Annotated in this window: 10 protein-coding genes; 6 read left to right on the top strand and 4 right to left on the bottom strand. The window is 42.1% G+C overall.

All coding sequences use genetic code 11. The features are described 5' to 3' along the window. Positions 1-20: 20 nt before the first annotated feature. The 3 genes from GCHA_RS22185 to GCHA_RS22175 are packed head-to-tail and all read right to left on the bottom strand — an operon-like array spanning position 21 to position 5,771. Positions 21-1,256: a hypothetical protein gene (locus GCHA_RS22185; RefSeq protein WP_007992359.1), complete on the bottom strand. Its 1,236-nt coding sequence runs from the start codon at positions 1,254-1,256 to the stop codon at positions 21-23. After that, complete coding sequence (locus GCHA_RS22180) at positions 1,246-4,023, bottom strand: alpha-L-rhamnosidase (RefSeq protein ID WP_007992358.1); 2,778 nt, start codon at positions 4,021-4,023, stop codon at positions 1,246-1,248. The genes GCHA_RS22185 and GCHA_RS22180 overlap by 11 nt, the downstream gene beginning before the upstream one ends. Next, on the bottom strand, positions 4,020-5,771 hold the full coding sequence (locus GCHA_RS22175) for a sulfatase family protein (protein ID WP_007992357.1): 1,752 nt from the start codon (positions 5,769-5,771) through the stop codon (positions 4,020-4,022). Before GCHA_RS22175 ends, GCHA_RS22180 begins: the two co-directional genes overlap by 4 nt. A 398-nt stretch (positions 5,772-6,169) precedes the next feature. Between GCHA_RS22175 and GCHA_RS22170 the strand changes: the two genes are divergently transcribed. The 6 genes from GCHA_RS22170 to GCHA_RS22145 all read left to right on the top strand — a co-directional run bounded on the left by GCHA_RS22170 (position 6,170) and on the right by GCHA_RS22145 (position 16,158). Further along, entirely contained in the window at positions 6,170-7,528 is a 1,359-nt protein-coding gene (locus tag GCHA_RS22170) for a BNR repeat-containing protein (RefSeq protein WP_007992356.1), read from the top strand. A 66-nt stretch (positions 7,529-7,594) separates the two neighbouring features. Continuing rightward, positions 7,595-9,001: a sulfatase-like hydrolase/transferase gene (locus tag GCHA_RS22165; RefSeq protein WP_007992355.1), complete on the top strand. Its 1,407-nt coding sequence runs from the start codon at positions 7,595-7,597 to the stop codon at positions 8,999-9,001. A gap of 34 nt (positions 9,002-9,035) precedes the next feature. Continuing rightward, positions 9,036-10,505, top strand: a complete 1,470-nt coding sequence (locus GCHA_RS22160) for a BNR-4 repeat-containing protein (protein WP_039992911.1) — start codon at positions 9,036-9,038, stop codon at positions 10,503-10,505. A gap of 69 nt (positions 10,506-10,574) precedes the next feature. Further along, the gene (locus GCHA_RS22155; RefSeq protein ID WP_007992353.1) at positions 10,575-11,819 is read left to right on the top strand and encodes a glycoside hydrolase family 88/105 protein; all 1,245 of its coding nucleotides are present in this window, start codon (positions 10,575-10,577) and stop codon (positions 11,817-11,819) included. 100 nt (positions 11,820-11,919) lie between these two features. Beyond that, positions 11,920-14,700, top strand: a complete 2,781-nt coding sequence (locus GCHA_RS22150) for an alpha-L-rhamnosidase (RefSeq protein WP_007992351.1) — start codon at positions 11,920-11,922, stop codon at positions 14,698-14,700. A gap of 39 nt (positions 14,701-14,739) precedes the next feature. Beyond that, the gene (locus GCHA_RS22145; RefSeq protein WP_007992349.1) at positions 14,740-16,158 is read left to right on the top strand and encodes a sulfatase family protein; all 1,419 of its coding nucleotides are present in this window, start codon (positions 14,740-14,742) and stop codon (positions 16,156-16,158) included. Between the two features lie 26 nt (positions 16,159-16,184). Here GCHA_RS22145 and GCHA_RS22140 read toward each other — a convergent pair whose 3' ends face one another. Further along, positions 16,185-16,712, bottom strand: a complete 528-nt coding sequence (locus GCHA_RS22140) for a YgjV family protein (RefSeq protein WP_007992347.1) — start codon at positions 16,710-16,712, stop codon at positions 16,185-16,187. Between the last annotated feature and the right edge of the window lie 5 nt (positions 16,713-16,717).

Genomic DNA, 16,717 nt, shown 5'->3' with positions numbered 1-16,717 from the left:
TGAATGTTTTGACTTGGGCGTTAGTCATATAAAACAATGCCTCTCCATCTTCCTCTAGCGAAAGCTGTTCCGCCGTTTTCAGGAATTTTCCCATTTGTGACAGCTTTCGCTTCAACTCGTAGGATATCGTTGGGTTTAAGCGTCAATGATCCGAGTTGGAAATAATTCTCCTGATAGTCGATTGCCGTTTCCTTGTTAGTAACCTGTGCTATCAATTGATCATTAAGAAAGACACGATATGATGATTCCCCATCAATCTCTCCTAGTGTCACTAAGGTTGCTTGTGAAAATACGCGCTTTTCTAAGGGCTTTTTACTCCAAATATTGTCTGAAACTTTTAACTCGGCTGAGACCCAAGTATCTCTGTATGCATCTTTCCGAGCATCAATAGAAAGTGCTTCATTATTCTGGTCGTAGTAAAAAGGTATATTGCCAGCTGAACCAAATTCTTTATCCGCTTTAAGAATTAGGCTGTACTCTTTGATCTTGAGAAACTTTGTTTTTTGTTTAATTGGGTCTGGGAAATAACGAGTCTCTTTTGGCCCCTTACCCGAAGGTACATAGGAAGGATCTTGGGTAAGAATAAGTTTATCTAACTCGAAACCGTCTTCTCGCATCGAAACGGAGAGGTTATGTATCCCCTCATTTGGAACGTCAATCCAGACAGTGTTTGGTGTTCCACAATGATTTCCTTGAACCCTTTGATTAGAAGACCATCTCCAGCTGTCTTTGCCTTTACATAATTGAAGGCGCTTACCACTGGCGGGCCACTGCGCGTTCAGGCCGAAGTGTACGCCGTTATCTTCGCTGCCTGTGCTGTAAGCTCTTGCCCAAATATAGTATTTCCCTCTTTCTCGAAAATGTATTGGATATGTAATGATGGCTAGTTTACCGGGCTTTGCTGAAAAATTTTTACCTTCGATGAGCTTCTCATTATGATGAGTTCGCGTGTCAGGTAGCAGTTCAATGTAACTGTTTTGACTTGCGCCCTGAACGTGCAACGGATCATTATCAGCGAAGCCGTGTAGCACTGCGCTAGAATCATTAAATACTATCCATCTTCTGTGATCGCTATAAATCTGCGTTGTATACTGTTCCGCTTCAATAACAACTAAACCATTCTTGCTCTGAATTGGGGTATCTCTTAACGCTAAAGTAGCGTTAGCAAGCTGACTGTTCTCAAGTGCCTTAGTGCTTGACGATACTAGAAAAAAACACAGTACCGTCAAGTTCTTGCAGCTTTTGTTACGAATCAAAATGCTTACTCTGTGTCGTTGGTGATTCGGAAATCAAATTGAACTGATAAGTACCTGGTTGAAGATCGAATGAATCGCTAATAGGTTTTTCATTCAAAATTTTAGATTTATCTATCTTGTAACCTACTGGTATGACCACTCTTGCTGTCGAGTTTTGGGGTATTACTACATCTAGTGTTAGTAAGCTATTTTTCGTACTCCAAGAGACTTTTACCTCCCCTTGAGGCGTTGGATATGAACCTTCAACAAAACTAAGCTTTGCTGTAATTTGGGGAGCAATCGTGATTTCCTTAAAACCTGGTTTGGCGGGCTTAATACCCAAGATTCCTTCATAGAACCATTTTGATATTGTGCCATAAGCATAATGGTTGAGTGAATTCATACCTTGTGGATTGAATCCATCTTCAGAAGAGTACGAGTTCCAACGTTCCCATGTAGTCGTTGCACCATTATTAATTGAGTAAAACCAAGATGGGTAAGTTTCTTTAAAAATAAGCTCGTAGACTAAGTCACTTCTGCCTGCGTTTTGAAGTGTTTCCGCTAACAGGGGCGTACCCAAAAACCCGGTGCGTAAATGCATATCTGATGCTTCAAGAAGGGCAATCAGCTTTTCTTGTGCTTGGGCTCTTTCATTCTCCGGAATGAGGTTATATGCCAATGATAATAGGTATGCAGTTTGCGTTGACTTGCCTTTGGTCACATTCAAATCGGAATCAAAAAAAGTATCTCGGAATGCTTTGGTTATTTTTGCATGTAATACACTCAAAGCCTCATAGTCCTGCACTTTATTCAGTTCTTTAGCTGTCTTGGCGGTCATTTCAACTGAGCGCGCGAAAAATGCGGTTGATATAAGCGAGAAATCAGTGTCACCACGGTTTGCGCCTTTGCCTTCAGCCTCAGGGTAAGGCTGCAACCAATCCCCAAATGTTTTCATGTGAGACACGTAACCTTTAGCCTCACTCTTATGATACTCAACCCAGGCCTTCATAGACGCATAACTGTCTTCGAGTATTTTGACGTCTCCTGTCATGGTATAGAGTTCCCAGGGTAAAATTGTCGCAGCATCTCCCCAGCCAGACGATGTCCAATCTATCCATTTCACATATGGAATATAAAGCGGAACGAACCCATCTGTTGTTTGTTCTTCGCGCAGACTTTTTAGCCACGCCGACCAAAAGCCATATGAATCTGACATGTACAAAGAGGGGGTAACAAAAGCGTTTGCATCGCCTGTCCAACCGAGCCGTTCATCCCTTTGGGGACAATCCAAAGGAATATCAAAGAAATTACTTTTTAGACCCCAGTTAATATTCTCAAACAGCTTATTGAGCTTTGGATTCGAGCTGTTAAAGTTTTTGTAAAGTTCAATATCAGAATGTTGAACATTGGCAGTTATCCAATTGATATTTGGTTTTTTGGTTTCATCAAAACCAGAAACTTCAACATAACGGTAACCATGGAAGGTGAATGTCGGTTTGTAGTTTATTACTGATGTTTTTGCTGGAAGATAATAATCAGTTGAATGCGCAGAGCGATAGTTCTCAGTATAAAACGCCCCCTTATGTAACGCTTCTGCAAATCGAATTGATACTTGCTTCCCTTTTGTAACTGGTAAACTAAGTGAAGGGACACCCACCATATTTTGGCCGAAGTCAAAAATAGCAGTACCTGGTTTGGTTTGAGTAACAGAGATTGGATTAAGCGTTTCTATTTCTCTTATAGGAAGATGACGTTTTGGGCGTAAATTTACAGATTGCAAAACATCTTCTACTACTACTTTACTCCAACCAGAGTCATCAAAGGTGTGTGTTTTCCACCCCGGCATTTCATAACGTTGGTCATACCGCTCACCGTCATAATTACTAGCAAAGCGAATCGGACCATCCTGCGTGGACTTCCATGTGCTATCCGATGCTATAATCTCTTTGCTTCCATCAACGTAAGTAATTTCTAACTGAGCTAAAAAGCGAGGGCTTTGTTTGTGATCTGTGTCTAATAGATCTGCAATCCTGCCTGCATACCAGCCTCCAGCAATTGTTGAGCTGATAACATTTTCCTTCGACGTCAGTAGGGGAGTAACATCGTATGTGAGGGTCTCAATTCTTTTCTTATAAGGTGTCCAGCCGGGCGTAAGGACATCGGATTTCGCAACATCTCCACCATTGATAAATACCTTAAAAACGCCTTTCGCAGTGACATAAAGTCTGGCTTTTTGTACATCAGGGAGTACGGTAAACGGTTTTCTTAAGTATTGAGGTGTAGCTATCACTTCTTGAGGTGGGGATAAATTAGTATCTGTTGTAGCAGCACCAATCCATTTTCCTACCCAGTCATTATTCTGTAGAAGCCCCATTTCAATAGTTTGAATTGGGCTCCAGTCGGACATGCTATTTACCTGATCCCAAATTCTTACTCTCCAGAAGACCTTTTCTCGTGAATGCAATTCTTGGCCCTTATAAGAGATCCAAGATGTTGACGACGACGAGATCTTTCCACTATCCCATTTATTGGGAGCAGACTGAAGCTGCTTGATGGATGTAGCCACTTGTATTTGAAAAGCTGTCTGCTCTAGGCCGCCTGTTTGATCGGAAGGAAGCTTCCATGAAAAGCGAGGCTGTTTTTCATAGTAACCCAAAGGGTTTGCGAATCCTTCTCCCACTCTCAACTTCTCTGGAGGAGCGTTAAGTGAGCTGACCTCATTGGTTGAGCAGCCGATTATTAGTTGGCTGATTAAAAGTGAGATTGAGATAAATATGATGAATTTCACTGCGACTTACCATCCTTTTGACTAGGTTGACTGATCTGGAATACCTTGCTAATGCTTTTTTGAAAACCAATTCGATGGGCATTTGCCTCTATTTCTCCTTGGTTTAAGTGAATTGCGTGAGTGTAAGGACGCCAACCTGACATTGATCCATCTTCACTTTGGATACGATATGAAATTATTGCACCCGGGGTTTTACTAGTTATTGCAATTTTTCCATTGAGTTGTTTAAACACTGGGGCAGACGTCTTGGGCTGCACATCGCTACCATTCCATAGTTTCGTTATAAGCTCTCGCTCGCTCAAAAGAGGGTCATCATTAATTTCTTCGAGCCAGCGGTCCATTTCTTTTTCCATTTGGCTGAGCACGGGTTTGTAATTTTCGATATGTGCTAGATTAGATAGCTCATTGGGATCTCTACAAACGTCAAATAGCTCATTCGAATCTTTCTTTGGGCGAAACCACTGCGATTGGTACGGTGTCAATTTGCCTGCTTCCTCAAGTGTCAGCAGCTCTTGCATTGTTGGTATTTTTTCACGATAGGCTACAGGCAGATAATAAGGAGTATCCGGTTGATAATTTCGAATATATTTATAGCACTTACTTCTCACTGCCCTTATTCTGTCAGTAATCGCATCAAAACGATCTGCTGCAGCATATATGTATTCACGTTGTTGAGTATCTTGTGAGAGAAAACTTCTACCTTGCATATAATCTGGCTGTGAAATACCGGCCATATCAAGTGCGGTGGGGGCAAAGTCAACAAATGAGATTAACTGTTCGTCAATTGTTCCTGCTTTTTCACCGTCAGGGAAACGGATCACCATAGGAACTTTTAGACCACTATCATAGATTAAACGTTTTTGCCTTGGCAGCGGCCCCCCATGGTCTGAATAGAAAACGATAATGGTGTTGTCATACAAACCGTCTTCCTTTAATAGTTTGAGTATGGCGCCAATTTGTTTGTCTGTTTCGACGAGATTATTGTACATCTTCCAAAGGTCGTGCTGCACAACGAGCGTATCCGGCAGATACGGTGGAACAGGGAAGTGAGTATCTTTACTAATGTGTACAGGGGTGTGTCCTTTGTCGGTTTTAACGAGTGCTTCGGTGGGTAATTTGGAAATTTTTTCCGCGTTGTCAGAGTAGTAGTGTCTTTGTTCAATTTTTCGGATGCCATAGGGTTCAAACAATCCTGACTCGTGTGTAGTGGTGAAATTAAAAACAGAGAAGAAAGGCTGGTTACTGGGTCGATGACGCCAGTGTGCATATATACCATTTTCATTCCAAGCACTATCTGGCGCTGTAAATTGATAATCAGTTTTATAATTATTTGTAGTGAAGTACCCAGCTTCTCGCATTAATTGACTTAACATTTTAGCGTTAACCGGAGGGACAGCTTCATACTTTGGTAACCCAGTTTCCTGTGTATTTGAAGAGGTACGCATATTATTGGCGCCCATTGAAGTCGGATATATTCCCGTGGCTATCGCTGCTCTGCTTGGGGCGCAAACACCTGAAGTAGAGAACACATTGGTGTATACCACTCCTTCTTTAGCCAAACTATCAATATTGGGTGTCGCTACCGTATCGTCACCGTACAAGGCCAACGTAGGGCTCATATCTTCGATTACTAGCCAAATAATATTTTTAGGCTGCGATCCCACACCATCTTGTGCAAAGGATTTAGCTGGAGAGACTGACACTCCTATAAAGATAAGCATTGAGATAATTATAAATACACGATTCATGAGATGTCCTATCACTTATTAGTTCTAATTAATCAGCCATAAGCTTGTGCGGCGTAGAATTTCCACTATGTTAACACTTTTTTAATCATAGGTAATAAATAATAGTCATAATCAATCTTTGCTGTAAGTGGAATCTGGTACTTATTGCCTTCATTTTTATTTTTTTAAGATCATTTTATTCTCTTTAACTGGTAGGTTACTCTTTAATAGTGAGTGTGGTTCACATGCGGAACACAAGTATGTCAATGCTTTAAAAGAGATTATTGTTAATTCAGAGGTATTTGCATGATCTTTGGTGAACTCATCATATCTAATGAGTGAAAAAGATTGTATATGACGTTTTAATTGTTTAAAATTGTTAACGCTGTATTAACGTTTAGATCTTTGAGGAGTCTGAAATGAAATCTCTTTTCCGCTTACTGAGTACTACGTTTTTCGGAGGGATGTTGCTTGCGCCAAGCCATATTTTTGCTCAGACTTTTGATAAGAACGCTTGTTTTTCAGTAGAAGCTATCGATCGAGTTTGGTCGGGCCATCGTGTCGCTTTTGACTTTGTGACTAAAGGTGACCGACAAATTGTTGCTTATTATGATGCAAGTAGACAGATGAGTGTAGCCTACCGTGAGTCGCCAACGGGAAATTGGTTTTTTCAAAAGTTAGATAGTTACCTTGGTTGGGACAGCCATAACAGCGTTGTTATTGGATTAGATGAGAAGGGGTATATTCATATTGTCGGAAATCTTCACGTGAATCCAATTGTCTATTTTCGGAGCGAAGATCCTTACGATGTGCGAAGCCTTAAACGCGTTGAGTTTATGGCAGATAGAGCAAGTGAGAGCCGGATGACATACCCTGAGTTCTTCAACGACGCTGATGGCCGGTTGTACTTTAAGTATCGAAACGGTCGAAGCGGAAGCGGAAATGAAATATACAATGCTTTTAATGCAGGCTCAGTTAGTTGGGACCGACTTCATCAAACCCCCCTTGTTGATGGTGAAGGTGAGAGAAATGGATATTTCTGGGGTCCTGTTTTGGGACCAGATGGTTTTTTTCATCTTTCCTGGGTGTGGCGAGAAACACCCGTAGCATCTTCAAATCATGATATCTCTTATGCGAAGAGCCGTGATTTAGTCACTTGGGAGACGTCTGATGGAAAACCACTTCAACTCCCTATGACACTCAACAGTGCCCAGGTGGTTGTACCTTTGCCTCAGAAATCAGGGATATTAAATGGTCACACTCCGATAGGGTTTGATAGCGAAGGCCGTCCTATTATCTCTTATCAAGCCTATGATAAGAAAGGGCAAAGTCAGTTATTTATCGCTATCAACAAGGAAGGAGAATGGCGTCGTCATCAAGTATCTTCATGGAAGGACTCAAGACAGGATCTTGATATGACAGGAGCTTTACCGACCACATTAAGTGTTAAAAAGCCGGCTGTGTCCCTCGATAATGGTGATATTCAAGTCTATGCAACTCTTGACGGTAATCGTTTTGCTTACAACTTAGACGCCGCCTCTTTGAGGGTTAAATCGCAGAGTATTATGTCTGAAATACCCGAAGCTTTAAAACCGTTCGATAAACCAAATGATATGCCTCTTTATACAACTCCAGCTAAACGATTGGAGGAAAAAGGAGATTATTTCACCGGTGACAAAAAATTCTATTTAGCTTGGGAAACGCTGCCACCTAACAGAGACAAAGGCAGAGCGTTTATTCCAGAACCAACTACTTTGACCATGCACTGTATTGAGTAGTGCTCGATAGCAGTTTCTTACACACATTTTTCGACACTCGATACATCCATTTTATTAGGAATTACAATGAAAAAAATCAGGTTTAACCTCATAGTTTTATTTGGTGCTGTATTAACATCCTTATCCTCTAGCGTTGTTGCAGCTGACAAACCAAACATCATATTCATCTTGACAGACGATTTGGGCTTTAACCAAGTTGGCGCGTACGGTAACTCGCCTATTAAAACCCCTAATTTAGATAAACTTGCGTCGAATGGCATTCGATTTGACCAAGCTTATGCGGGAAATACTGTTTGTTCTCCTTCAAGGGTGTCCTTATTCACAGGGCGAGACGGGCGCTTAATGACAAACAATTCAAATACAGTTCAATTGACTGATTTGGACGTGACGTTGGCTCATGTGCTTAAGCATGGTGGTTACGACACGGCGCTATTTGGTAAATATTCAATAGGCTCACAAATGGGCGTAACTGATCCACTTGCTATGGGATTTGATACTTGGTTTGGCATGTATTCAATTTTAGAAGGTCACAGACAATATCCACAAATATTATGGCGCGATGGTAATAAAATTCGCATTCGCGAAAATGAAGGTGGCAAAAAAGGCGCGTACGCCCAGAAATTGTTCACGGAAGAAGCAATTAAATATATCAATAAGCCTAGAGAAAATCCTTTTTTCATTATGCTCGCGTACTCTTCACCGCATGCTGAACTTGCAGTTCCAGACAAATATAGCAGTCAATATAAGTTTGACGAAACCCGCTATTCAGGTATGGAGTCAGGTGTTCCCGCAGACAAATATGCATCTTACTATCCTGAACCGCTCGAGAAGCCTAATGCCACTTTAGCGGGTATGGTTTCGGCGCTAGATGATTATATAGGGCAAATAGTCAAAGAGCTTGAGGCGAACGGACAGCTTGATAATACACTTATCTTTTTCACATCAGATAATGGTCCACACGATGAGGGCGGAGCAGATCCTGAGTATCTAAAGGCATCAGAGCCCTATCGTGGAATGAAACGCGATTTATATGATGGTGGTATTCATGTACCCATGATCGTCCATTGGCCTAACAAGATTAAAACTGCCCGGGTTGATGAAACGCCTTGGTTGTTCGCAGATGTGATGCCTACCTTTGCCGAAGTTGCAGGGGTCAATTTGAACATGGTTCCTCGAGTCAAGACCAATGGCAAGTCAATCGTAGGGCTGCTCAAATCACAACCGAATAAAATGGATGAGCGTGTGTTGTATTGGGAGTTTTCAAAACAAGTTGGCGATCCTAACTCAGGTGTTATTGGAGACACATATCAAGCTGCGCGTAAAGGCCAATGGAAAGCAGTCAGATATGGCTATGATGCGCCATTAGAGCTTTTCAATATCGTGGCTGATCCTTCCGAATTGAAAGAAATATCTAATCAACATCCAAAAGTCGCCGCTGAATTTTTGAGCCTGTTTGAAGAAAACAAAGACTAATTATCTTTCGAGATACTTAAGAGCCAATAGTATTATGAATTTAAATAAAATATTGAGAAAGAATTCGCCCAGTGGATATAAAGCGTTACTTACGTTTTCAGTTATATCTGGCCTTCTGTTCACTGGGTGTGCACATCAAGAGTCTTTGCCGAATACAACGACAAATATTGTAGACAGGCAGGTTGGATACTTTGCAGATAATGGGGTAGGTAACCCGTTAGCAATAGTACAACACCCAGCAGGAATACATCAAAATGGTATCACTTATGTATCTTATCAGGGGCCGAAAGAAGATCCTTATATAGCGTCTTATAATCACGAAACTAGGGAATGGCTGGGGCCCTTTAGAGCAGGGATCAGTGAATTGGGTAGGCGCGATGGAGGAAAGAAATTCGATAATCATGGTAAACCAACCATGTTAATCGATGATGATGGATATATTCATATTTTTTACGGCGGACATGGCGGACAAGCATCGAATGGGAAAAACACTCTTGGTAATACGCACCATGGAGCGAATAAACACGCTATTTCAAAAAGACCCTATGATATCTCACAATGGGAAGACATAGACAATATCACTCCGTTTGGCACCTATAACCAAGCTCTTAAAATGGACAATGGTGACATTTATTTATTTTTCCGCCACGGTGCTCATCGAAGTGATTGGGTATACCAAAAGTCTGTTGATAACGGCCGAACGTTTGCCTCACCTGTCTCTTTTCTAAAACACAAACGCAGAACAGATATTGACGCGGTTGATAGCTGGTATGCATGGGCTGGCAAAGGCCAAGGAGATAATATTATTGTTTCTTACGATTATCACGTTTGCTGGGACGGAGGTGCTGGTATCAATGGGCGCGGCCACACTACTGAGCGGCACGACGTGTATTTTATGTCGTTCAACACAAAAACCGGAGAATGGAGCAATGTGGAAGGCGAAAAGCTCAAATTACCGATTACGAGAGAAGTTGCTGATGAAAAAACGTTAGCGATGAGAACCGGCGAGCTCTGGACTTTTAATGGCTCAACTCATTTGGACCAACAAGGACAGCCTCATATCGCTATTAATGCCGGTATCGACAAAGGCGCCAAAACTGGTGGGCCAAAGCAAACTAGACATATCCGTTGGAACGGAAACAAATGGGTCGGAGGAAATAAAGTTGTTTCGCAATATGAGGGCGTATCGCGAGGTGACTTTACGGTCAGAGATCCTGAAAATATTCGCTACTTAACTGCATACAATCAAGACAATGATGCTGTTTTATCGTGGCGGCAGAGTCATGACGGTGGCGAACATTTTGTAGAGGATAAAACGGTCTTAAGGAAAGCTAATGCTAGTTTTGCGATATCTGCATTTATCAAAGACGCTATCCCTGATGCACAAATGTTAGTTGCTGAAAAAGTCAGTGACGAAGGGATAAAAATGTACTTAGTGGGCGAGGGAGGTGCAGTTACTCGCTCTCTTGTTGACCTTAAAACAGCTATACCAACTTCAAATTAAAATTTAATAAATGTCTTTTGGGCGAAGGGGTTTTTATAAAAACGCGCCGCGAGCCAACAGTGGGAAACGATGATGAAAAAAATGACAATGAAATTATCTGCTATAGCGCTTAGCTTAACGATGGGCTTAGTTGCTTGTTCTGAGCAGACAGACACGGTGCAATCTAGTTCGAAAAAACCAGTTGTAGATATACAGGCTCAACAAATGAGCGAAGCTGTTGATCGTGATATTCAAAACACTGCAAAAAATGTAGGAACTAAGGTTGCGAAATGGCAAATAGCCCAGTTTGGAAACCTGAACTACATACCTGAATCTCATCGTGAAAAATCAGAAAATGCGAAGTTTTGGATCCAGGCATCATTTTACATTGGCTTAACTCGGTGGATAGACGAAACAAATGATAAGTCACTGACTGACTACGTTAGTGATGTAGCGAAGAAAGAGAATTATGAACTCATACTTGAAAGACCCTACCATGCTGATGACCACGCGATAGCACAAACTTATCTGTGGCTGGCTGAGCGTACAGGTATAGAAGATGCTTATCTTCCTACCAAAGAAGTTTTCGATATGATTTTAGAAAAGCCACCAACAGTTGGTTTGTCTATGGCAGATACAGAAACCAGTACGGGCAAATACCACCTTGAGGGAAATTGCCAACTGCGTTGGTGTTGGGCTGATGCATTATTTATGGCACCTCGGGCTTGGGCACAAATGAGTAAAGTCACGGGCGACCCAAAATATCTAGAATACGGCGATAAAGAGTTTTGGGCTAGTGCAGACTACCTTTTCTCAGATGAATATGGACTGTTTTACCGAGATAGCCGTTACTTTGATACAAAAAGCGATAACGGTAAGCCTGTCTTTTGGGGACGAGGAAATGGATGGGTTTTCGCTGCAATTCCATTGATTATCGAAGAACTACCAAAAGATCACCCTTCTCGGGACAAGTATATAGAGCTTTATAAAAAGCATGCTGAAGGGCTAATGGTACTGCAAAAAGATGATGGCTATTGGCCAGCTTCGCTAATGGATGCCGACAAGGTTAAAACGCCTGAAGTAAGTGGTACGGGTTTCATTACGTTTGGCCTCGCTTGGGGAGTGAATAATGGTATTTTGACCGACGCACGTTCGAAGGAGGTTGTCGAAAAAGGTTGGGATGCTATTACTAAAGCTGTCACTGACGATGGACGCGTACATTGGGTACAGCATGTGGGCAAAAGCCCAGACCCAGTTAAAGAATCAGATTCTCAGCTTTATGGCTCAGGAGCTGTATTGCTTGCAGCATCTGAAATGTTGAATTGGCAACAGTAACTAATGTGTTTCACAGAACCTTAATCATTTAGCGATGATTAAGGTTTTTTTATCTGATTATAAATTAAAGCCACGCACGTCCTCGCCGGAGAAACGCTTCATGCAACTCGCTAAAATTGTAATTTTATCTATCACCTTACTGATTATGAGCTGCAGTTCTAAAGATCAGACAGTGGCCAATACGCATCCCGATAATTTAGCCGTGGAAGGTATTAGCGTACCGCTTAATGTACATAGCCGCGCGCCGACTCTGTCTTGGCATGCCAATGTAGATGAACAGACGCATTATCAAATTCAAGTAGCCACGAGTGTGACAGCGCTTATTGAAGGTCAACCGGATTTGTGGGATTCCGGTAAAACAGAATCTAGCCGGTCGATCAATATTGGCTATAAAGGAAAGGCTTTAGCAAGCAGGCAAAAAGCGCATTGGCGAGTTCGGGTTTGGTCTAGAGCTAATTCGTTAGAATCAGATTGGAGTGAAATAAGTCATTGGGAAATGGGCTTAACCACTAACGCAGGTTGGTCTGCGAAATGGATCATGGCAAATAGACCTGAGGCATCTGCGCTTTCTCCTCAAGTATCCCAGTGGATTTGGAATGCAGCTAGCGACCAAAACCCGCAGAAGACGCGACCTGAATATATTGTAAAGAAGCTACAGGAACAGCCTACGGCCTCCTTATTAAGGCGACAATTCAGTATTGATAAGAAAGTGGTAGGCGCGAGGTTACATAGCACCGCTGCTGGCTATTACGAAGTATTTATAAACGGCAAAAAGGTAGATTCGCGGATTATGGATCCCGGACAAACCGATTACGAAGAACGGATTCTATATAACACTGACGCCGTTGAGAGCTTAATAACATCGGGTGACAATGTTATTGCCGCACATTTAGGTAGTGGTTGGTACAACGAAGAAATCGCTTTTTCTAAGCCAGATAAAAACTTGTCGTACGGTCAACCTAAGCTTATCGCTCAGTTAGAGATCGTCTTTGACGACGGTAGCTCAAAAACGGTTAGTACGGACAACTCATGGTATTGGCATACTTCACCAATATTAAAAGAGGGGTTGTTTTCAGGTGAGTTATTTGACCAACGCTACGCATTAGATAACTGGATGACGAAAACGGATACAGAGCTATCCGATGCTTGGCAAAATGTAAAATCGCTGCAAAGTTGGCCAACAAAATCTTTAGAACCTCAATTACTACAGCCAGTGCGCATCGCTGATAAGCTGGTGGCTGAGCGTATCCTTTCACCAAGAAAAGATGTATGGGTATTCGATTTCGGCCAGAATTTTACAGGGATCCCTGAGCTGAACTTAGCATTGTTGGACTTAGAAGAAGGCCAAGCTGTTTATCTAAAGTATGCTGAGTGGATTGATGATGATGGCAACATCAGTCAGAAAAGTGGTGGTGCTGCCCCGAAACTTAAGCAAACCGATGCATATATTGCTGGCAAAACTAACCCCAAAAAGTGGCGACCAACGTTTACTTGGCACGGTTTTCGTTATGTTGAAGTGGTTGGTTTAAAGTCGAAGCCTGAGCTCGACGCGTTAAACGCATATCTGGTCAGAAGCGATGTGCCTGTAAGTGGTCATTTCTCAAGCTCGGATGACATGATTAATAAAGTCCATGACATGGCGTTATGGGGTTATCAAAGCAACTTAATAAGTGTTCCTTTTGATTGCCCGATTCGAGAACGGGCAGGGTGGACTGGAGACGCGCATGCCGCTTTGGTTACCGGAAACTATAACTTTAATTTAGAGAATTTTTGGTCCAAGTACTTAGGTGATTTTCGCACGTCGACTTATGTGGCTCCAACTGTTGTACCTGGCAGGAGGTCACAAGGTGGAAAGTTTGATTGGGCCGTAGCAGAAATTATCATCGCGTGGGAACACTATCGTCATCATGGTGATATTACTGTGCTTGCCGACCAATATGATAGCTTGCAGGAGTACATGAATGCGGGGCAGGTGGAATTAAACAATAACATGATAAGAACTGGATACGGCGATTGGTGTGATCCAGTTAGAGAGCCTGGTATGGCAAGAGTTGGGGGAAGATGCACGCCGCAGCATACTAGCCATGTTGTCACCAGTTCTGCTCTGTTTGCGCATGGTGCTGACCTCATGGCAAAGATATCGCAAGCGCTAGGTAAAAACACTCAGCAGGTTTTTTACAAACAACTTTTCGAGTCGGTGAAGAACCAGTTTAACGAAGAAGTATTCGATCACAATACAGGACATTATGGTAGTCAAACTGCTGATGCAATGGCGTTAGCGTTTGGCTTTGTCCCTAAAGACATGCAGCAGCAGGTTGCTGATAAACTGAATGAAGACGTTGTGGTTAATTGGGGCGGGCATGCATCGGTTGGTGCCCTAGGGCAAACTTATCTTTACCGAGCACTGAGCGATTACGGGTATGTAGACACCGCTTTTAATATTTTCAAAGCCGAAGGATACCCTGGCTACCCTTATCTCATTAATGAGCTAAACGCTACCACACTGTGGGAGCGAAAAGGTGGGTTTAAGCCTAAGGATAAACTTACTTTAGAAGATGCTCCGGGCCGATCGCTAAACCACCCATTTCACTCAGGATATGATGGGTGGTTCTATGAAGGCTTAGGCGGGATTAGACCTTTCAAGGACACAGTAGGGTTTCAAACTTTTCAGCTTAAACCTGTATTTCCATCATCTTTGAACGCCGTAGATGTTAGTTACAACACGGGTTACGGGAAAATTGAAAGCCGATGGCGCAGAGCGAATAATCAAATAATTTGGGATTTTGTGATACCTCAAAATACCAAATCGACAGTGTTCCTACCGAATTTAGAGCCGCGTATGTATAAACCAGGTAAGCATACAGTTGTGCTTGAAAATTAAATGGTGAACAACAGTACATAGAAAGTATAGGGAACTGTTATGAAAATTAGTAAAGTATCGCTACCCGGTAAACTACTGACTGTAGGCGTCTGTGCAATGATCTGTATTAGTTTGCAAGGTTGTGCAAGCAAGCCTACTGCCGAATCTGAAGAGGTGAGCATTCAAGATGAAAAACTCCCTAACATCGTACTGATACTGTCTGATGATCATGCTTGGAATGATTACAGTTTCATGGGCCACGATATTGTACAAACTCCGAACCTAGATAAACTAGCATCTGATGGCATAACGTTCAGGCATGCGTACGTGCCCACTTCTTTGTGTAGGCCCTCACTTGCCACTATTGCTACAGGATTGTATGCGTATCAACACGGCATCACGGGGAATAATCCATCTAAAATGGTGCCAGGCGGTAAAGAGGGACAAGAATATCATCGCTTAAGAGAACGAATAATTGCGAAGATTGACAAGGTCAAAACACTTCCGCAACTGCTTAAAGACAAAGGGTATGTTTCCCTTCAAACTGGGAAGTGGTGGGAAGGGAGTTATTCTAGAGCTGGCTTCGATGAAGGAATGACCCGTGGGTTCCCTCAACTTGGAGGAAGACACGGCGACGATGGCTTAAAAATAGGCAGACAAGGAATTGCGCCTATTACAGATTTCATTGACCGAATGGATGAACAAAACAATCCATTTTTTGTCTGGTATGCGCCTTTCATGCCTCATGCGCCCCACACACCGCCCACACGTATTTTAGAGAAATACGCTAGCTTAGATTTACCTGAATCCATTGCAAAATACTACGCAATGATAGAATGGTTTGATGAAACAACTGGCCAATTATTTGAACATATAGAAGGGCGCGGCCTGTCTGACAATACTCTGGTTGTTTATGTTTCGGATAATGGTTGGATTACAAACCCTACTCAAGAGGGACGATTTTTACCAAAATCGAAACAGAGTCCCAACGAAAGTGGTGTACGTACTCCCATAATCTATTCTTTGCCGTCCAAGTTTAAATCTGGATTTCGAGAAGACTTAGTGAGTAGTATCGATATTGTCCCGACTATATTAGGTGCGACGGGTATAGAGGTACCGCCAGAGTTACCAGGTATAAATCTGTATGACAACTTGGTTAATGGTGAGCCTCTAAACAGAGACACTGTTTTTGGAGAAGGGTATGCCCATGATATGGACATAATAGACGACCCAGAATCGACACTTTTGTATCGATGGGTAATCAAGGGAGATTGGAAGCTAATCGTGAGTTATGACGGGAAAAATGCTAGTTATCAAAAGTATCATGATCAATTTCTAGTTGGCCCTCGTCTTTACAATTTGGCAGAGGATGAACACGAAAAGATTAACTTGGCTGCTAAGTATCCTCAAAAAGTAAACCTGCTAAAAGACCAATTAGAGCAGTGGTATAAACTCGAAGAAAGAAAAATGATCAAATAAAGGACGGAATAACGAGCAGGCATTTTTCAATTTGTTTGCTCGTTATGTTTGCAATGACTAGGACCAATGTCTTTTTTCAATCTGTATATCGTAAAGCTGTTAACCACGATAACGCTCAACTCAAGCAATACTCCACCTATTGAGCCAATGTAAATATTATTCGTTAACCAAAACATTGCTCCACATATAAATAATCGGCGCATGGTAATCCCTGACGCATAAAAAATTGCATAAGTTCCGACGCAAGCCCCAAAAATGGGGAAAATATCAATCCAACGCTCAACGTTAGATGCACCCCAGATGATATTTAACAGAATAAAGACAATCCCAAAGCTTTTGTGATTGGATTTAATGGAAACGATTGTTCTTAAAAAATTAAGGCCGTTAGCTATCATTCCGGTTGTAGAACCTAACAGCATGAAATGAATCGTTTGCAAGGCAAACATGGCGATGAGGCTAAGTTTCAATTTAATGTCGTTTTTCTGGGTAAAAGTGAATATTGCTACTAGAAAGCCTAAAACCCCAAATATCTGGCCCAAAATCTCCAACGTCATAATAG

Origin of the sequence: Paraglaciecola chathamensis S18K6, assembly GCA_000314955.1 — a bacterium.
Lineage (GTDB): Bacteria > Pseudomonadota > Gammaproteobacteria > Enterobacterales > Alteromonadaceae > Paraglaciecola > Paraglaciecola chathamensis.
This window is presented reverse-complemented; position numbering and strand designations above follow the sequence as displayed.